The sequence below is a fragment of the Glutamicibacter sp. NPDC087661 genome (assembly GCF_044743275.1).
Classification (GTDB): domain Bacteria; phylum Actinomycetota; class Actinomycetes; order Actinomycetales; family Micrococcaceae; genus Glutamicibacter.
Map to the genome: position 1 here is coordinate 83,849 of NZ_JBIUWE010000005.1, position 16,822 is coordinate 100,670.

Genomic DNA, 16,822 nt, shown 5'->3' on the forward strand with positions numbered 1-16,822 from the left:
TCGAGGCATACTGGATAGATGAATAGCGAATGGTTCGATAGGCCCGGTGGTGAACCTGTCCATCTTGTCGAGCATGATCCGTCGTGGGCCGTCCAGGCCGCTGATTGGATGCTGCGCATCAAGGCCGCCATTGGTCCTGACGCGGCATCTGCAGAGCATATCGGGTCGACAGCAGTTCCGGGCCTCATCGCCAAACCAGTTCTCGACCTCCAACTAGCTGTTCCGGATATTTCAGAAGAGTCCGCGTACCGCAGCGGCCTCGAAACGCTGGGGCTTGTGCTGCGGCAACGGGAGACCGGCCATCTCTTCTTTCGTCCGCCCGCGGGAGAGCCCCGAACAGTGCATGTTCACGTGTGCCAACTCGGTTCGGTCTGGGAACGCGAGCATCTGGTGTTCCGCGATCGACTGAGGGAAGACGCCAATGTTGCTACCGCATATGCCGAGCTGAAACAGGACTTGGCCACGAGGGTCGGGGATGACAGGATCGCTTATGCGCGAGGCAAGGCGCAATTCATCAAGGACGTTGTCGACGGAAAGCCGCTGCATGGCCGGTCGGCGTGATCCCCAATCGCGACGAGAAATGCTTGCGCAGCAGATCATCAGAAGCAAAGCCAACCTGACGGGCAACGGCGCCAACCGACAGGTCGCTTTGTTCCAGTAGGCGTTGGGCCTCGCTGACTCGAAGATCATTGAGCCATGCAATAGGTGTTGTCCCGACCGCGTCTGAGAACCACCGGTGAAAAGTTCGTGGTGACATTGCGCAGACCGCTGCTAGTTCTTGGACGTTCCAATGCCGTTGAAGATCTTGGCTGACTGCCAGATGCAGTTGTTCAACTGACGGCGATGAATTCCCAGGGATGCTGGTATCCGCGTATTGCGCTTGGGTTCCCGGTCTGAAAACAGGGGTGACCATGGCCTTCGCGATAGTTTCTGCAGCGCTGGTTCCCCAGTCCAGACGTACTAGATGGAGTAATAGATCAACTCCTGCGGTGACTCCAGCCGAAGTCCATACTTTGTCCTCGCCACAATACAAATCCCTCGACTTGACGTTGACCTCTGGATAACGCCTTGCAAGTTCATTGGCAAAACGCCAGTGGGTCGTCGCGCTTCGCCCATCGAGCAGTCCTGCAGCGGCGAGTGTGAATGCGCCGGTACACAACGAGGCGACAAGGACCCCGGAGGAAGCAGCTCGTGCAACTGCTGCCACTTCCTGCGGGTGAGGTTCTGCGAGCGGATTCTCGCTTCCTGGAACCACCATCATGTCGAGTTCCTCCACCGAAGCAAGCGGATGTGTGCGCCGTATTGAGCGAACCGGGTCAAGAGCGGTGACCGTGGTTGCTGCGAGGATTCGAACTGCGGGCCGGGGGAGACCACAGTCGGTTCGGTCGTCGTACACCTCACGTGCAACTTCGATATCAAATGCTCGACGGCCCGGCCCAACTAGAATCCCCACAATGGTCATGGCGCAATCTTATCGAACCATGTCATTTATGCCACTGGTTGGGTTCCTCGATCCCTGATGAAGTAGAAGCATGATGACAAGTACAAAGACCGCATTGATCGTGGTTGACATGCAACAGGGTTTCTACGACACCTCATGGGGCCCGACAACCAACTACCCGCAATGCGAGAACAACGTTGATCGGCTTCTCTTGGAGTGGTCCCAAAAGAACATGCCGATAGTGATCGTCAGGCACGATAGCCGAAATTCGGACTCGCCCTTGTTCGTGGAAGGTCCCGGCAATAATCTTCACGAATCGGTGCAAGCGGTCACCCCTGATCTGTTCGTAACCAAGTCAGTGAACTCATCATTTTATGGCTCCCCGGATTTGGGCCAGTGGCTGAGGTCCAATCAGATCAAAAAGATCGTGGTTTGCGGAATCCAAACCAACTTGTGTGTAGAAACCACCGCCCGGATGGGCGGAAATCTGGGATTTGACGTCATTGTGCCTCTCGATGCCACACGAACTTTTGATCTGGCAGGACCTGACGGCACGGTAATACCGGCAGCCACTCTGATGCAGGTTACGGCGACCAATCTTCACGGAGACGGCTTTGCGCTGGTGGTTTCGACGCGAGAGATTCTGGATTCATTGAAAGCGGCCTGACACGGAAGCAGGTATTCGGCCGGGTGCTGTCGCCGCCGGATTCATGTTTACGCTGACTGGATCCGGCATGTCTTCTATAGGCTGGCCCCATGAATATCTTGTTCACAGCAATGGCACCGGAAGACAGCCGTGCCATCGCCTCGTTTCTATCAAGCAACAGCTTTCCATTCCATGTCCGTCGGGACTGGACAGAGCCGGAGCTGAGACGACTAGTCGATAGCGGAAGATATTGGAACAGCGAGAGCCAAGGATTCTGGATTATTGGCGACGGAGAATGCTTGGGAATGGCAGTACTCGAAGATCTGGAAGACGACACCCCAATGCTTGACCTGCGCTTGGCGGAAAAGCACCGGGGATCAGGCCTGGGTATCCTCGTACTGAGGGAATTGACCGCCAAGGTGTTCACTGACTTCCCCGGCACCTTGCGCTTCGAAGGCCAAACCAGGGAAGACAACTTCGCGATGCGCAAGACTTTTCTTCGCGCCGGTTTCCTCAAGGAGGCGCATTACCGGATGGCGTGGCCCACCGGCGACGGGCGCCATCTCGCCTCGGTTGCCTACGCGATCCTGCGCCAGGATTGGGAATCCGGGACCACTACCCGCTTCGATTGGGAAGATCTGGACCTGTGAGCGGCTCGCGGTCCTGCGGCATTTGATTTGGCGCCTCTGGCAACTGCGCACTGATCCTGCTAGGGTTTCATCACACCAAATCAACTACCGCTGAGCGGTAGAAGGCTTCTAGGAGGGTAGCCATGGCTGCATGGCCCAGAATCGCGGCGCTGGCCATGCTGCTGGCCGCCATGGTGGCATTGGTAGCATTCCAGTGGCTTCCAGCTCTCATGTTCTTGCCTGTTGCAGGAGCCTTGCTCGTTTGGGACGGCTCTGCGCGCGGACGCTCTTCAGGCCCCGGGAAAGGCCATGGGTAGGCTAGCTGTGACCTGCCGGATGCCTTTCACGACGCGTCCTTGGCCAAGTGATCCCGGGTGATTTCCAGATGCCCCAAGTGCTGGCAGAGCTCTTCGAGCACATGCAGCAGCACGCCCTGGCAGGTGGCCATCCAGTATTCACCCTCCCTGCCTGGCGGGGCCGCAACGGGAGCATCATGCATGGCAGTGAGCGCCAGGTCGTTGGCGAACGCCTTCCTGGCCTCATGCGCCAGTTGCAGGGCAGTCTCCTTGTCCATCACCGCGGTGAACTCGGCGGCCCGATCGCGGGGGACCTCGATGCCGAGATTGACCGTGGAAGACCAGCGGCGCATCATCCCGCAGCAATGCAGCACCAGCTGCACCGGCGAATTGCTGCCGTGAACGGGCAGGACGCTATTGGCCTGTTCCTGCGGAATGCTCGCCAAGGTTTCGGTAAGCTGGTCGAATTTCTCCAGCAGGAGCGTGGCGAGGATCTGCTCGCCGGGTGCAGGGGAGTCCATGCACCGATTCTAGAACGATTCGCGCGGCAGGGTGAGCCATGCGGGGTGCACTAGCATTGAGCAATGACTTCTTCTGTCTCCACGGATAAGGGAATGCCGCCAGCCGAAGTTGAAATTGACGCGGAGCTGGTCAGGCACCTGCTGGTTAGCCAGGCGCCGAACTGGGCGAACCAGGACATTGCCTATCTGGCTACCGGGTGGGATAACGAGGTGTACCGGCTGGGTGCTGAGCTGGTGGTGCGCCTGCCGCGCCGGGAACTAGGAGAGGCCATTGGACTCAAGGAACGGCGTTGGCTGCCGCAATTGGCCGCCGAGACCGGCCTGCCCATCGCCATGCCGGTCTTCGTTGGACGGCCCGCACCGCAGTACCCCTTCACGTTCTCCATCTGCCCCTATGTCCCGGGCCGCAGCGCCGCGACGGTGGACCGCCGCAGGCGCGATGGCTACGCCGGAGAATTCGCGCAGTACTTGTACCGGCTGCACCAGCCTGCCGGAGCCGCGGCGCCAAGCAGCGAATTCCGGGGCGTGGGGCTGGCCGCACTCGATGCGAAAACCTGCGGCCAGATTGCGGCGCTGGACTCCCCGCTGCGAGGTCCGGCGCAGGACCTCTGGTCCCAAGCGCTGTCCGCCGCGCCGCATGATAAGGCACCGCTGTGGTTGCACGGTGATCCGCATCCGCACAATACGGTCATCACCGAGCAGCACGGCCGCTGCCAGCTAGCGGCGCTGATCGATTTCGGGGATTTGTGTGCCGGGGACCCGGCCTCGGATCTGGGCATGCTGTGGATGCACTTCAGCGCCGAAGCCACCGCCTCGGCTTTCGAAGGCTACGGCGCCCAACCGGGCAGCGACCTGTGGCAGCGGTCCAGGGGATGGGCGCTGCGCTACGCCATGCTTACCGCAACCCTGGCCGAGGAGGATCCGCTGGGCCGCATCGGGCGCCAGACACTGCAACTGCTGCTCGCCGGCGGCCAGTGCCGGAAATGAGCAGCAACCGGCCGGCGCGGATCGGGATTCTTGGAAGTCCCCGGGGACTTGCTCCGGGCACTGGCCGGGCCCGGTTGCCGGCGATAGCCTGAAGCCACGCACGAAGTTTCTTGCAACTTCATCGATCCATGAGGAGCTGGACATGCCCAAGAAAACCTCGCCGGAACCGGTTCGCGATCAGCGCGCAGACCACTTGCTCACGCCGGAGAATTGCGTGCTGGCGTTGATCGACTTCCAGCCCGAGCAGTATGGCACGGTCACTTCCACCACTCGGGAGCGGATCGATCTGAATGTCGTGGCGCTGTGCCGGCTGGCTACTGAGTACGGGATTCCGGTGGTGCTCTCGACCGTGGGCGTGGACATGGGAGTCAACCAAGGCACCGCGCAGGTGATCAAGGACGAGCTGCCCGGGGTCAAGGAAATCGACCGCAGCGGAGTCAACGCCTGGGAGGATGCCGAGTTCAGGGAGGCCATCGAAAGCAGCGGCCGGCGCAAGGTGGTCATGGCCGGGTTGTGGACCGAGGTCTGCCTCGCCTTTCCCACCCTGGATATGCTTTCCGAAGGCTACGAGGTCTATCCGGTAGCCGACGCGGTGGGCGGCATATCCCAGGCGGCGCACGACTTCGCCTTCGAACGGATGATCGCCGCCGGCGCCCAGCCGGTCACGGCCATTTCCTTCGGAGGCGAGCTCATGCGCAACTGGGCCCGCGATGATTCGGACAAATTGCGCAAGATCATGCGCTGGTACTTCCCGCTGAAGCATGAACTGGATTCGGCTGGGAAGTAGGCCCCGCGGATTTGCCGAGGCGTCAATGCGATAATTCCAGCTGGCGGTTACCTATTCTTGTGAATGTCCTCCGTTGAGTTTTCGAGAAAGCCGCACGATGTCCGCCAGCACGGGTCTTGATTTCTATCAGCACGGCCTGCGCCGCATGCGCGGACGCGATCCGCAGGAGCAGAACCGGACCGCCACCACCCTGGAACTGTTCTTCGACCTGACATTTGTCACCGCCTTCGGAGTTGCCGGCAGCGAGCTGGCCCACGGCATCGAGGTGGGGCACTATGCGCCGGCCATCATCTCCTTTGCCATCGCGTGCTTGTCGATCATCTGGGCCTGGGCCAATTACGCGTGGCTGGCCTCGGCCTTCGACAACGACGACTGGCTGTTCCGGAGCCTGACCTTGGTGCAGATGGCGGGCGTCATCGTGCTGGCGGTCGGCATCCCGATGATGTTCGCCTCCATCGATCAGGGGGCGGTGCTTGATGCCAATGTGATGGTCGCCGGCTACATCGTCATGCGCGTGGCGCTGATCGGACAGTGGCTGCGGGTGGCCCGGCACGATCCGCAGCACCGGATGGCAGCGCGCGGCAATGCTATCGGGGTGGGCATTGCCCAGCTGGGCTGGACCTCATTCCTCTTCCTTCCGCTCTCGCTGGTTCCGGCGTTGTGCTGCCTGGCGGTCTTCTGGATCATCGATTTCAGCGCACCGCTGATTGCGGAGCGGGTGGCCCGTTCCCATGGCGAATCGGGTATTCCCTGGCACGCCCACCATCTGGCGGAACGCTATTCGCTCATGTCGATCATTGCCCTGGGCGAATGCATCGTGGGAACCTTGGCAGCTGCCCGGACGATCTCCCAAGGGGCGAACTGGAATTTCGAGAGCATCGTGGTGGTCGCCGCGGGCGTGCTGATTTCTTTCTCGCTGTGGTGGGCGTACTTCCAGCTGCCCTCCGGGCCGGTGCTCCACCTGCGGCGGGACAAGGCCGCAGCGTGGATCTTCGGGCATATTGCGCTTTTCACGTCCATTGCCGCGATCGGCGCCGGGCTGCATACCATCGGCTACGCTTATGATCCCGAAGCCGCTACCGACCCAGTGGTGGTCATTGTGGCTCTGGCGATTCCGGTTTTCGCCTTCATGGTCATCATTACCCTGCTGCTGACCTGGTTGCTCGGTGCCCCGATGTTCACCTGGGCGCATTTGCCCACGTTCCTGATGCCGCTGGCCGCGGCCGGGCTCAGCCAGCTGGGCGTTCCGGTGTGGGCCTGCTTGCTGGTGCTGCTGTGCTCGCCGCTGACCGTGATCATCGTCTACGAGCTGGGGTATTGGCGCAAGCTGGCAGTATCCCTGGACAGGGTCCTGGTCCGGCCGGCGGGGTAGCGGTACTCGATCAGCCCAGCCGTCAATTATGCTCCGGAAGCCATGCCGGGCAGTGCGTCCATGCTGCTGAACACATGGGTTGCTCCGGCCGCGCGCAGCAGCTCGGGCGAAGTGCTCGTGGGTCCGCCGTTGGAATAGCCGTACACCGTCGCGCCGGCCGCGATCCCGGCAGCCACCCCGGTGGCAGTGTCCTCGATAACCAGTGCGCCAGCTGGGTCAATGCCCAGTGACGCGGCTGCGGCCAGGTAGACATCCGGTGCCGGTTTGCTGCGTGGGCATTCCATGCCGCTGAAGACCCGGTCTCCGAAGTACTCGGTGAACCCGGCCAGGGCCAGCTGCATTTCGACCTTGGCCCGGTCTGCGCCGGTGGCGCAGGCAATGTTCTGGCCGTAGACCGAGGAAATCTGCTTGACTGCTTCCAGCGCTCCGGGGATCGGCTGCAACTCCGAGCGCAGCGCTTCGTCGCGGCGTGCGCGGAACTGGCTAATCCACTGGTCGTCGATGCGGAATCCGGTCTGGTCGAGAATGGGTTGCCACTGGTCTTTCAACGCCTTGCCGATGAAGATCTCGATGCATTGCTCGGGGCTGATCTCCCAGCCCAGCTCTATGAGCATCTGGCGGAGCACGGAATTGGTGATGGACTCGGAATCCACCAGGACGCCATCGCAATCGAAAAGCACGGCGGAAAATTTCGGATGCAGCAAGGACGGTCCCTTCCAAGGATTCAGCAATTGGCTACGCGGCAGAGAACTCGTGGAGAATGCGGGCCAGCGGCGCCAGCTCAGGCTGCTCTTCTGCCTGCTTCAACACGCGTTCCAGCGTGGCATCGTGAATGGGCTTGGCCTTCTGGTACAGCTCGTGGCCAGTGGCAGTGAGCTCGGTGTAAATGCCGCGGCGGTCATCGGCGCACAGCACCCGCGAGAGCAGATTGCGGTCTTCGAGCCTGGTAACCAGTCGCGTCGTTGCGCTGGGGCTCAGGGCCGTGGCGCGGGCCAGCTGCGCCATGCGCATATGCCAGCCATCCTGACGATTCAGGGCATCCAGAAGTGTGTACTCGACCACAGAGAGCCCCACCTGCGCCGTCAGGTCCTTTTCAAGTGCAGTATCGATTAATCCGTGCAACGACGCCAAAGTGCGCCACCCTCGGGCACGGATTTCGACAGCATCATCTGCGATTCCCATGGGTTCCTCCAAAAGTACTTGCTTGCGCTGGTTAGTTGCGTGTGCAACGATAGTGTTCATCGCGCAATAACAAGCGTGTGCAACTAATTTATCTAGTCTATCAGGAGTAACGCTATGCCGCTCGGTCTTATTGCGTTGGCCATCGGTGCCTTCGGCATCGGGCTTACCGAATTTGTCATCATGGGCTTGTTGCCGGATGTGGCAGCCGACTTCGGCGTCAGCGAGGCCGCAGCTGGCTGGCTCATTTCCGGATACGCATTGAGCGTCGTGGTCGGCGCGCTCGGCCTGACCGCAGCCACCGTCCGCTTGCCGCGCAAGCCGGTGCTCGTCGGGTTGCTGGTGCTTTTCATCATTGGCAACTCGCTTACCGCGATGGCCGCAACGTACGAAGTGGCCATGATCGGCCGCGTCATCGCCGCCCTGTGCCACGGTGCCTTCTTCGGTATCGGCGCGGTCGTGGCAGCTGACCTGGTCCCGGCCAACAAGAAGGCTGGCGCCATTGCCATCATGTTCACCGGGCTGACCGCCGCCAACGTACTGGGTGTTCCCTTCGGTACCCTGCTGGGGCAGCATTCCGGCTGGCGCTCGACTTTCTGGGCCATCTCCGGCATTGGCATTATCGCCCTGATCGGCATCCTCGTGCTGGTGCCAGCCATCAAGCACGCAGCCGAAGGCATCTCCGTGCGCAGAGAACTCGGGGCCTTCACCTCGCTGCAGGTCTGGCTGTCCCTAAGTGTCACGGTCCTTGGCTACGGTGGCATGTTCGGCGCCTTCACATACATCGCCTACACCCTGACCGAGGTCACCGGATTCAATGAGACCAGCGTTCCATGGCTGCTGATGCTCTTCGGCGTGGGTCTGTTCGTCGGCAACTGGATCGGTGGCCGCATGGCTGACAAGAGCATCGACCGCACTCTGCTCATCTTCGTCTCGGCACTGCTGGTGGTCCTTGTCCTCTTCGGATTCTTCGCAAGCAACCAGATCGCCACCGTTATCGCTTTGCTGCTGATGGGCGGCTTCGGCTTCGGAACCGTTCCCGGTCTGCAAAGCCGCATCATGCAGTACGCCGGCAATGCGCCGACCCTGGCATCCGGCGCCAATATCGGTGCGTTCAATGTCGGCAACGCGCTGGGCGCATGGGCCGGCGGCTTGGGCATTGCGGCAGGCCTGGGCTACACCTCGCCGATCTGGGTCGGCGCACTGATTACCCTCGTCGCACTGGTCGTTATTCTCCTGGCCATGGGCTTGGCCAAGAAGTCTTCGGCAGCATCACCCCAGCTGGTTACAGCTGGCTAATCCACAGTTTTGTTCAGTCCCCAACCAATTTCTAGGAGTTAGATATGACTACCGCAATCCCAACCGTCACCCTGAACAATGGCGTTGAAATGCCCCAGGTAGGTTTTGGAGTCTTCCAGGTTCCCAACGAAGAGACCACTGTCGCAGTGAGTTCAGCGCTCAAGGCCGGCTACCGCAGCATCGATACCGCCGCGATCTACGGCAATGAGGAAGGCGTGGGCGCTGCACTGGCCCAGTCCGGTATTGCCCGCGAAGACCTGTTCATCACCTCCAAGATCTGGATCGCAGACATGGGTTACGAGCAGACGCTGGAAGCCTTTGATGCCAGTCTTGAGCGCTTGGGCCTGGACTACCTGGACCTGTACTTGATTCACTGGCCAGCCCCGGTAAAGAATCTCTACGTTGAGACGTGGAAGGCGCTGGAAAAGCTGTATGCAGAGAAGAAGATCCGCGCCATCGGGGTTTCCAACTTCCAGCCCGAGCACCTGGAGCAGCTGGCCGCCGAAGGAACCATCGTTCCGGCCGCGAACCAGGTGGAACTCCACCCAGCTTTGCAGAACCGCGAAGTCGTTGCAGCTAACGCGCAGCACGGTATCGTCACCGAAGCATGGAGCCCGCTGGCTCAGGGCGCAATGCTCAGCGATGAAACCATCGTGGGCATCGCTCAGGCACATGAGGTGTCCGCGGCTCAGGTCATCCTGCGCTGGCATCTGCAGCAGGGCCGGGTGATCATCCCGAAGTCTGTGACTGAATCACGCATCATCGCCAACTTGGACCTGTTCGGCTTCGAATTGACCAGCGGCGAACTGGCAAGCATTGATGCCCTTGATCGCGATGGACGCACCGGCCCAAACCCGGACACCTTCAACGGCTGATTTGATGACAACAACCAAGATGCTGCCTGTGCTCTCATCGGGCCACGGGCAGCATCTATGGCTTGGATAGTCCGAGGATTTGTTCGGATGTGGACTTTCTGCACTGGCGCCGGCTGGCCACAAGCATTATGGAGTGACGGACGACTATGCGTCTGATACAGCTATACGGCGGATCGTACAGTTTCCATTGATCAATGCTCTGCGGAAAAATGTAGGTAGAAATCATGTTTCGCCCGTCGGCCAGCTATACAGTCAAATGGAGACAGATCGGCGACGCGTGCTGTCTCCGGTTCGGCATCCTGCTGGTACGGCAAATTTTTTTCTGCCGCAGTCACGGTTGGAGAACGCAACGGCGCGTACTTGCTTGAGAATCATGCCTATCAGCGCCGTAAGTTCGCCTTTGGAGATTTCGAATGCCGAACTTGCAACTGCAGCGGGCGTTAGTTCGCCACCCCGGAGATAGCCACGGCGAGGACTCCACCCGTTCCCTCACCGAGGATGCCGTTGAATTGCACCGCATCGACCTGTGCCGTAGACAGGATCTCTGAAACCGATACGTTGTTCTCCTCGCCATTGCAGATGACTTCGACAGTATCGTTGCCGCTCCAATTGGACCCAGTCTGGGTAGCGAATCCGAGTCGAAGCGTTCCCTCTCCGAAGCAACTGACGCGGATCCCCGTGATCCGGGCGCCGGAGTCATAGTTGAGAACGATGCCCGAATCAGTATCTCCCGGAGTACCTTGGCCAACGCGCAGGGTGCCCCCACCGAGGGATCCCTTTGCAGACGTGGCTGCCTCCAGGAACATACTTGCCTCGTTTTGTGACTGATTCCAATCGACCTCAGGCATCGACGAGCAAGAGGCCAACCCGATAATAAGGACAGTTGGCATGATGACCGGAGAAAGACGTTTAACCATTTGAAGCCATACTATCAAGGTGACTGAAGAATGAAACTTTGGTGTAACCGGACTGTCAGAGCTACGGCACGGCTGGTGTTTGAACGTGTTTGGTTTTAGGCGCACAATGTAGAAAGTTCAAAGGCCGTGAATCTGGGCGCGCTTTGTCTCAAAGAGGTGACGTACGCTGGGAGAGGTTGGATCCGCTCAGCCTTTACCCTACCTGGCGACGGAGCGCCCGCAAGGGAAGCCTCGTATTCATCCACCACATATGCATCAACTAGAGGCTGGACATTACTGTCGCGTCCATCAGTACAGTCTCGTTTCGCACGGAAACCCAATGCTTGTAGCTAGTCTTTAAATCGACGAAATTGGCGTCAAAGATTCCCGATAGTTTGCAAAGAGAAAGATCGTGGAAGTGGGCTATCCTCCACGACTTTGAGCAACCGACGCGGCTAATCCATGCAGGTCCGCGATCGGCGTCATATCCGGTCTTAAATTGAATGCACACAATGTGCTCACCCATGAAGCCGACAATATCGGCAGGTTTGCAGTTAAGGTTGGTTTGTCGCCCGCACATGTGCGGATAGTTCGCATTCGGCAGAGTGCCTTTTAGCGAACGATTTCAAGGTTGGACGGTAGGGGGATCTTCGTCTGGGACACTTGCATCGGGGCAGGGAATACAGAACGGCTAACTGTCAGGACTGCCTTAGGTCTCCATCTATTTCGAATACATAGAAGCCGTTGTTGAAAAACCAGGCGAGAGATGTTGCCGGACTATCCAATTTTCCCTGCCATCCCGGAAGACCGATAAGAGTTGGTTCCATGCCCAAAGCTTGAACGCGTGTTATTGCTTCATCGAGGATGATGGAATTTCTCACCTCCGGCATGCTGTCCGTAATCTCCCACACGTGGCGTACGACTATGTACGTCCCTGTGGAGCTATTTATGACGTCGGAGTAATCCACAAGGTCGAAATAGAATCCATCTTTCATGCTGTTCATTCTCCATGAATATGGAGGAATCCGGTGCCGTGCACTGTAGTGGAACTTATCGGACAATTGATCGACGAGCCTTGGCCACGACGCGATGAAGAACGTGAGAATCTCTTCGCTCGCCTTGGACTCTAATCTGGTGTTCGGGTCGAGCCAGGGAGTGATGAATCGCCTCACCAGATCACTAGACTGGATACGGGCTTAGGCAGACGACCCTTTAGTTCATGGGACACGTACGACGGTCAGTTCCTGGGAGTAACTGTCCATCTCTACAGCACCCCAGAATCCTGTGACCCAGCTACTCGAAGTGGTTTCAGCGAACTACGGATCCAACTCACTGAGCTCTTCGGAAAGCCAGAGCATCCCTGGGACGACGTTGAAACGCTTCCCTGCATTTGGAATTCCAACGGCCGGACGATCACTATGCACCTCTTTGATCGCCGGGACAGCAGCGTGATGTTGAGCGTGGCTGATTCGGCCCTTGCTGCCATTGCAGAGCATGAGGCAATATCCCGATAAGCAATCACTGGCATTCTGCAAGGGGTGCCTGGCTTGGAAATTCCCGGTCCCGCAATCCGGGCCATAAAGGGAACCTTGACTGGGACACCAAATACGATCAGTTCTGGAAATTATTGATTCCGATTTTTGCAAGGTAAGGAATCCTACGTATTGCGTGAGAGGCTTTGAGCGTGACCCTTGACATCCAAACCATGCTCTACCGAATTACTGCTCAAACCTTTGATCAGAATTTCATCGTAAAACCCGAGGATTCTCTAGGCAACGGTTATCTGCACGTTATCCAAGTGAAATCCACGTTAGGAACTGAACGCGCAGCTATTTTCCGTGCCACTTATGAGTGGGTGGATGTCTGGATTCCCGAGTTGCGGGTAGGTGCAACTATGTTCGACTACGGGGACGTGCAAGAGGACAAAGAAGATGATCTTCGAAGACTGTGCATTGCTACCCGCGTCTATCTTGAAGGAGGAGCTCATATCGAACATCGCAAACGCTTGTTTCGAAGGGATCTGATTCCTCTCGTCATAATCGATGTGGATGGCCTGGAATGGCGCCTAGGTAGAAACCACTGTGTAGTTCCCTATCTGTAGAAAAATATCCGTAGTCCACGGCAACTAGAGTGACAGGATTCCCCAATAACGTACTGGAGTATGCTTGTATATTGGTCCCATGCGCGCCATAGAAACAGTTCACCCGGAACCACACGACTCGGTTGATTCACCCTGTTATCGAGTCAATTTTTGGGAACGAGCTCGTCCTGGGTACGGCTGGAACCTAGATGCTTTTGTACTGATTGAGGTGCAGGACGTATCAGAGGCGCTCCGTTGGGTAGAGGAGCACGCGAATGGGCGACCCTTCGAACTGTTCGCAGAAACGGACTCAGAGCCCGAGAAACCGTTCGGGGCGCCGCGAAAAGCAGCTCTTGTACGTTTACTCGGAAGCAATCCCAATGCCGGTCCAGCCCGCCAGGGTTACTAACAATAAACGTTCGGATCGCAACGCTAAACACCGCAACTTGCGCTCCCAACAGAGGAATGCTTAGCGGCCACCTTAATGGCATGTAACGCGTTTTGTCCGCCGCATCCCGCAGTCCGTGCCTGATTACTGCCGAAAATAAGGGTCACTGGCAGAAGGCGAGCCCGCCCCTGTTGGTTCCCACCCGTGAAGCCGAAGTCTGGCCGAAACCACCATCGACGGCCTAACTTCCACCACTTACATCAGGTGAATGTATCTTTCATCAGGTGAACTTGCGACCAGTAGTAGTAACGGGGACAAAATGAGCGCCAAGCCCAGGACGAGGGCGACAGCACTTTGAGCGCTACAGGTGTCGAGGGGGCACTAGCGCATTGAGGCGTCGAGCCCGTCTTACACCGTGGGCCACATAATCTGGAGTCAAACCGCCGCCCTCGAGGGCGCACGGTATGCGCCAGCTATCGAGATCGAAACCGGGGGAGCACCAGTCTTCACGGGCTTCGACCTGAGCGCTTCTTGTTGTCCAGGTTGCAAGGTCCTCACTGCTCCTGTAGACCCGCCCCTGACGCGCATCGACATGCTCACCGCTTACGTCGAACACATTCGCAGCCAGGTTGCCTTCGAGGTAAGGGAATCCAATCGCAATATCCTTGTTGATTTGCATGGCAGTCTCGACGAATGGCGCGAACGACAGGCGGCCCACGAACGTGTAGCCAAAGAAGTACGGCACCTCGTCGATCGTGACCTGACCGCAGATCACTCGAGCATCACCGCCTGGCCCGCGGATGTCCATCCAAACCCTCGCTTGCGCAATATCCCAGCGTGGCTCCTCAGGGTGTATAGGGTCTAAAATCCCTGGCTGACTCATAAGCGGGAATCCTGTCCATTCACCGTGTTCGTCGCGGTGAACGAGGCTCGGAGCGACGTCAGCGTAGAAACGCAACACTTCCATCATGGTGCCCAGTAGTTCCTTGCCACTAAGATTGGCCTCGTAGGTAGGCCTGAGTGCCTGCGTTCCTTTGCGTAACTTGGCATGCACTTCTTCGGGAATTGCTTCCCACTGGAAATAGCCCCTTAATCCGAACTGCCCTCCGACCAGTACTGCCGTGTCGCTAGGCTTGACTACATGGAGTACATGCTGTGAGACGTTTCGGACGTACTTCATGGCGTCGATGACGTCTGCGCCAGTACGTCGTGGCTGGTCAAAGAGAGCCTTGTAAGATGCAGCATCGTCGATCGCGTTTACAAACCAGTCGTTGAGGACCTGACAGTTCGCCATAAATGACCGAACCGTCGAACCAAGTTCACCGCCCGAAGCTGTCTGCGCATAGTACCAAGCGGCACCAGTTTGCAGGTCCCTCATGACCGCGCGAAACGGCTCCAACTCGTGCGGTTCAATCGTCACAGCCATATGTAGAGCCTCTCATCGATGTCTCCCCTGTTTTCATGCCCACAGTATGACATCCTGCGCAGGTCGGGCATGCCAGCCTGTTTGATCGAGTTGGAACGTTTCTCTCAAAAGTCCTATGCCGAGGACGTGAACCAACTCATGCATACTACAAAGCTGTAGCTATCAGTGAACGTACCAGCCAACGCACTTGAGAATACTTTTCAAACATCAGTTTTGACACCTGATGCATCCCACACACGTGGTGCGAATCCTGATATCCGTGGGGTAAGTCTGAATCGTTCAGACAGTAGAACAGGAGTAGATGATGGACGAAGGAAGCTTTGAATTCGATGCACGCAACACTGGTGGCACATTGTTCCTCGATCAGGATGGGGACAAAGTTGGACGGCTCAAGGCTGATGTGTTCCCGCCCGTGGGAACACAGGTCAATCTGCCAAGCGGAAAGCACGGTGAGGTTAAAGCTCATACCTTAGACTTCGACGCGTCAGGCCTTGCTCAAGTAATGGTCAGTCTTCACATCTAGTTAGGCATCCAAGAAGATGAAACACAGCTTTTGGAAGGGTGAACCACTTAATTGGGTTCAGCCCTTCTAAATGCTGGCCGAGATTTGGGGGTGAATTCCTCAAATATCCGACGCTAACGATTCGATGTCCGGTAATGGTCGTTTATGACATACCGGACCACTAGCATTGCCTAAAACTCCAGACAGTTGAAAAATCAACAGATTTTCAAGCAGGTTTCATCGCAAAACTCTGTGCCACAAACTATGATTCGAAACAGTCACCGTTCCGCGAGTATTGATACATTTAGGCTTATGGGACGTCTTCTCGGGTACGCCAGAGTCTCCACCGGCAGCTAATGCACACGGGTCCCACACGATGCACCGGCCGAATCCAGTTACTATCGCATCTTCACCAACACCACATCCGGCCCTTTCGAATCTCCCCCCCAACGCGATTAGCTCCAGAACCAGCTCTGGATTCTACGCTAGCTGTTGCGCGATTCACATCGGATTCCATTTGAGGAAGTAACGGTCATCCAAATCGCCAAGATCACTTTGGCAGCAGCTTCATAAACGTTCGTCCAGGTTGATATTTCAGTCGGTGGTAGCAGTGGAGGAAAAATGAAAAACTTCAAGCGTTGGGGAATTGCCACTGCTGGCTCCCTGATAGCCGCACTCGCTTTGAGCTCCTGCGGAGGTGGCAACGCAAGCTCTGCGGATTCTGTGTCAGAAACAAACGACAATTCCGCATCTTCACCAGTTGAGCTAACCTTCTGGGGATGGGCCCCAGGGTATGCCGACAGCGCGAAAGCCTTTAACGCATCGCAATCTGACATCAAGGTGAAGTTTGGGGAGATCCAGCCTGGGTCGCGAGGCGGCTACGAGAAAATGCTCAACGCAGTCCAGGCCGGAAACTCTGCGTGTTTGGGACAAGTCGGATATGAAACCCTGACAAGCTTCGCAGCTCAGGGTGCTCTTGAAGATGTGACGGCTTTTGCGTCTAAGAATCAAGACGAATATGTTGACTTCGCATGGAACAGCGTCCGAATCGGTGACGCAGTGTACGGCGCACCTGTGGACACCGGACCCATGGCCCTGTTCTACAACAAAGAGCTGTTCGAAAAGCACGATATTGCAATTCCAACAACCTGGGATGAATACAGAAAAGCGGCCCTCGAACTGAAGGATGCAGATCCCAAGGTCAAGATCAGCTCGCCTTATGCGAACTACGACTTTGCAGGGCTATCCTGGCAAGCAGGCGCACCATGGTTCTCCATCGAAGGCGACAGCTGGAAGATTGATGTTGATTCCGATATGAACCGAGAAGTCACCTCCTATTGGCAGTCGCTCGTTGATGCGGAGGTCATTGCAACCGCACCGATGTATGACCCGGCTTGGTTCAAGGGCTTGGGCGATGGAAGCATCGCCACTGTCGTGGGGGCCGTATGGCAAGAGCCGGCGTTATCAAGGGCGATGCTGCGGCCGGTGAAGGTAAATG

At 57.7% G+C, this 16,822-nt stretch carries 18 protein-coding genes and 1 pseudogene; 12 read left to right on the plus strand and 7 right to left on the minus strand.

Annotation, left to right across the window (positions count from 1 at the left end; genetic code table 11):
- Positions 1-18 precede the first annotated feature (18 nt).
- Complete coding sequence (locus ACIOTN_RS13800; RefSeq protein ID WP_402735519.1) at positions 19-561, plus strand: GrpB family protein; 543 nt, start codon at positions 19-21, stop codon at positions 559-561.
- Here ACIOTN_RS13800 and ACIOTN_RS13805 read toward each other — a convergent pair.
- The gene (locus ACIOTN_RS13805; protein ID WP_402735520.1) at positions 515-1,462 is read right to left on the minus strand and encodes a GlxA family transcriptional regulator; all 948 of its coding nucleotides are present in this window, start codon (positions 1,460-1,462) and stop codon (positions 515-517) included. The genes ACIOTN_RS13800 and ACIOTN_RS13805 overlap by 47 nt on opposite strands.
- Before the next feature lie 70 nt (positions 1,463-1,532).
- On the opposite strand from ACIOTN_RS13805, the gene ACIOTN_RS13810 reads away from it, so the two are divergent.
- From ACIOTN_RS13810 to ACIOTN_RS13820, 3 genes are all read left to right on the plus strand, one after another.
- Positions 1,533-2,108, plus strand: a complete 576-nt coding sequence (locus ACIOTN_RS13810) for a cysteine hydrolase family protein (protein WP_402735521.1) — start codon at positions 1,533-1,535, stop codon at positions 2,106-2,108.
- A gap of 89 nt (positions 2,109-2,197) precedes the next feature.
- Complete coding sequence (locus tag ACIOTN_RS13815; protein ID WP_402735522.1) at positions 2,198-2,737, plus strand: GNAT family N-acetyltransferase; 540 nt, start codon at positions 2,198-2,200, stop codon at positions 2,735-2,737.
- 122 nt (positions 2,738-2,859) lie between these two features.
- Positions 2,860-3,033, plus strand: coding sequence for a hypothetical protein (locus ACIOTN_RS13820; RefSeq protein ID WP_402735523.1), 174 nt, complete (start codon positions 2,860-2,862; stop codon positions 3,031-3,033).
- Between the two features lie 26 nt (positions 3,034-3,059).
- Here ACIOTN_RS13820 and ACIOTN_RS13825 read toward each other — a convergent pair whose 3' ends face one another.
- A complete protein-coding gene (locus tag ACIOTN_RS13825; protein ID WP_402735524.1) occupies positions 3,060-3,533 on the minus strand; it encodes a DUF664 domain-containing protein in 474 nt (157 codons plus the stop codon).
- Positions 3,534-3,596: 63 nt separating this feature from the next.
- Between ACIOTN_RS13825 and ACIOTN_RS13830 the strand changes: the two genes are divergently transcribed.
- The 3 genes from ACIOTN_RS13830 (at position 3,597) to ACIOTN_RS13840 (ending at position 6,679) form a co-directional block, all read left to right on the plus strand.
- The gene (locus ACIOTN_RS13830) at positions 3,597-4,520 is read left to right on the plus strand and encodes an aminoglycoside phosphotransferase family protein (RefSeq protein WP_402735525.1); all 924 of its coding nucleotides are present in this window, start codon (positions 3,597-3,599) and stop codon (positions 4,518-4,520) included.
- Between the two features lie 142 nt (positions 4,521-4,662).
- Positions 4,663-5,307: an isochorismatase family protein gene (locus ACIOTN_RS13835; RefSeq protein ID WP_332727898.1), complete on the plus strand. Its 645-nt coding sequence runs from the start codon at positions 4,663-4,665 to the stop codon at positions 5,305-5,307.
- Between the two features lie 97 nt (positions 5,308-5,404).
- Complete coding sequence (locus ACIOTN_RS13840) at positions 5,405-6,679, plus strand: low temperature requirement protein A (RefSeq protein ID WP_332498413.1); 1,275 nt, start codon at positions 5,405-5,407, stop codon at positions 6,677-6,679.
- A 26-nt stretch (positions 6,680-6,705) separates the two neighbouring features.
- On the opposite strand, the gene ACIOTN_RS13845 is transcribed toward ACIOTN_RS13840, so the two are convergent.
- Positions 6,706-7,383 carry an HAD family phosphatase gene (locus ACIOTN_RS13845; RefSeq protein ID WP_332503595.1) on the minus strand — a complete coding sequence of 226 codons (678 nt, stop codon included), beginning with the start codon at positions 7,381-7,383 and terminating at the stop codon, positions 6,706-6,708.
- A 31-nt stretch (positions 7,384-7,414) separates the two neighbouring features.
- Positions 7,415-7,861 carry a MarR family transcriptional regulator gene (locus ACIOTN_RS13850; protein WP_332503593.1) on the minus strand — a complete coding sequence of 149 codons (447 nt, stop codon included), beginning with the start codon at positions 7,859-7,861 and terminating at the stop codon, positions 7,415-7,417.
- A 114-nt stretch (positions 7,862-7,975) separates the two neighbouring features.
- On the opposite strand from ACIOTN_RS13850, the gene ACIOTN_RS13855 reads away from it, so the two are divergent.
- Positions 7,976-9,157, plus strand: a complete 1,182-nt coding sequence (locus ACIOTN_RS13855) for an MFS transporter (protein ID WP_402735526.1) — start codon at positions 7,976-7,978, stop codon at positions 9,155-9,157.
- A gap of 44 nt (positions 9,158-9,201) precedes the next feature.
- Entirely contained in the window at positions 9,202-10,032 is an 831-nt protein-coding gene (locus ACIOTN_RS13860; RefSeq protein WP_402735527.1) for an aldo/keto reductase, read from the plus strand.
- 440 nt (positions 10,033-10,472) lie between these two features.
- On the opposite strand, the gene ACIOTN_RS13865 is transcribed toward ACIOTN_RS13860, so the two are convergent.
- Both ACIOTN_RS13865 and ACIOTN_RS13870 read right to left on the minus strand, forming a co-directional pair.
- Positions 10,473-10,838 (minus strand): hypothetical protein, encoded by a 366-nt coding sequence (locus tag ACIOTN_RS13865; RefSeq protein WP_402696430.1) that lies wholly within the window; start codon positions 10,836-10,838, stop codon positions 10,473-10,475.
- Between the two features lie 788 nt (positions 10,839-11,626).
- Positions 11,627-11,923: a hypothetical protein gene (locus tag ACIOTN_RS13870; protein ID WP_402696428.1), complete on the minus strand. Its 297-nt coding sequence runs from the start codon at positions 11,921-11,923 to the stop codon at positions 11,627-11,629.
- 689 nt (positions 11,924-12,612) lie between these two features.
- Between ACIOTN_RS13870 and ACIOTN_RS13875 the strand changes: the two genes are divergently transcribed.
- Complete coding sequence (locus tag ACIOTN_RS13875) at positions 12,613-13,029, plus strand: hypothetical protein (RefSeq protein ID WP_402696426.1); 417 nt, start codon at positions 12,613-12,615, stop codon at positions 13,027-13,029.
- Positions 13,030-13,757: 728 nt separating this feature from the next.
- On the opposite strand, the gene ACIOTN_RS13880 is transcribed toward ACIOTN_RS13875, so the two are convergent.
- Positions 13,758-14,822, minus strand: coding sequence for a hypothetical protein (locus tag ACIOTN_RS13880; protein ID WP_402735528.1), 1,065 nt, complete (start codon positions 14,820-14,822; stop codon positions 13,758-13,760).
- A gap of 301 nt (positions 14,823-15,123) precedes the next feature.
- On the opposite strand from ACIOTN_RS13880, the gene ACIOTN_RS13885 reads away from it, so the two are divergent.
- Positions 15,124-15,345, plus strand: a complete 222-nt coding sequence (locus ACIOTN_RS13885; RefSeq protein WP_402735529.1) for a hypothetical protein — start codon at positions 15,124-15,126, stop codon at positions 15,343-15,345.
- A gap of 600 nt (positions 15,346-15,945) precedes the next feature.
- A pseudogene (locus tag ACIOTN_RS13890) lies at positions 15,946-16,773 on the plus strand (ABC transporter substrate-binding protein); the annotation flags it as partial.
- Between the last annotated feature and the right edge of the window lie 49 nt (positions 16,774-16,822).

Excerpts from the sequence above, each read along its gene's own strand:
- ACIOTN_RS13800 (WP_402735519.1), top strand. The coding sequence starts at position 19 with ATGAATAGCGAATGGTTCGATAGGCCCGGTGGTGAACCTGTCCATCTT.
- ACIOTN_RS13805 (WP_402735520.1), bottom strand. The coding sequence starts at position 1,462 with ATGACCATTGTGGGGATTCTAGTTGGGCCGGGCCGTCGAGCATTTGAT.
- ACIOTN_RS13810 (WP_402735521.1), top strand. The coding sequence starts at position 1,533 with ATGATGACAAGTACAAAGACCGCATTGATCGTGGTTGACATGCAACAG.
- ACIOTN_RS13815 (WP_402735522.1), top strand. The coding sequence starts at position 2,198 with ATGAATATCTTGTTCACAGCAATGGCACCGGAAGACAGCCGTGCCATC.
- ACIOTN_RS13820 (WP_402735523.1), top strand. The coding sequence starts at position 2,860 with ATGGCTGCATGGCCCAGAATCGCGGCGCTGGCCATGCTGCTGGCCGCC.
- ACIOTN_RS13825 (WP_402735524.1), bottom strand. The coding sequence starts at position 3,533 with ATGGACTCCCCTGCACCCGGCGAGCAGATCCTCGCCACGCTCCTGCTG.
- ACIOTN_RS13830 (WP_402735525.1), top strand. The coding sequence starts at position 3,597 with ATGACTTCTTCTGTCTCCACGGATAAGGGAATGCCGCCAGCCGAAGTT.
- ACIOTN_RS13835 (WP_332727898.1), top strand. The coding sequence starts at position 4,663 with ATGCCCAAGAAAACCTCGCCGGAACCGGTTCGCGATCAGCGCGCAGAC.
- ACIOTN_RS13840 (WP_332498413.1), top strand. The coding sequence starts at position 5,405 with ATGTCCGCCAGCACGGGTCTTGATTTCTATCAGCACGGCCTGCGCCGC.
- ACIOTN_RS13850 (WP_332503593.1), bottom strand. The coding sequence starts at position 7,861 with ATGGGAATCGCAGATGATGCTGTCGAAATCCGTGCCCGAGGGTGGCGC.
- ACIOTN_RS13855 (WP_402735526.1), top strand. The coding sequence starts at position 7,976 with ATGCCGCTCGGTCTTATTGCGTTGGCCATCGGTGCCTTCGGCATCGGG.
- ACIOTN_RS13860 (WP_402735527.1), top strand. The coding sequence starts at position 9,202 with ATGACTACCGCAATCCCAACCGTCACCCTGAACAATGGCGTTGAAATG.
- ACIOTN_RS13865 (WP_402696430.1), bottom strand. The coding sequence starts at position 10,838 with ATGTTCCTGGAGGCAGCCACGTCTGCAAAGGGATCCCTCGGTGGGGGC.
- ACIOTN_RS13870 (WP_402696428.1), bottom strand. The coding sequence starts at position 11,923 with ATGAAAGATGGATTCTATTTCGACCTTGTGGATTACTCCGACGTCATA.
- ACIOTN_RS13880 (WP_402735528.1), bottom strand. The coding sequence starts at position 14,822 with ATGGCTGTGACGATTGAACCGCACGAGTTGGAGCCGTTTCGCGCGGTC.
- ACIOTN_RS13885 (WP_402735529.1), top strand. The coding sequence starts at position 15,124 with ATGATGGACGAAGGAAGCTTTGAATTCGATGCACGCAACACTGGTGGC.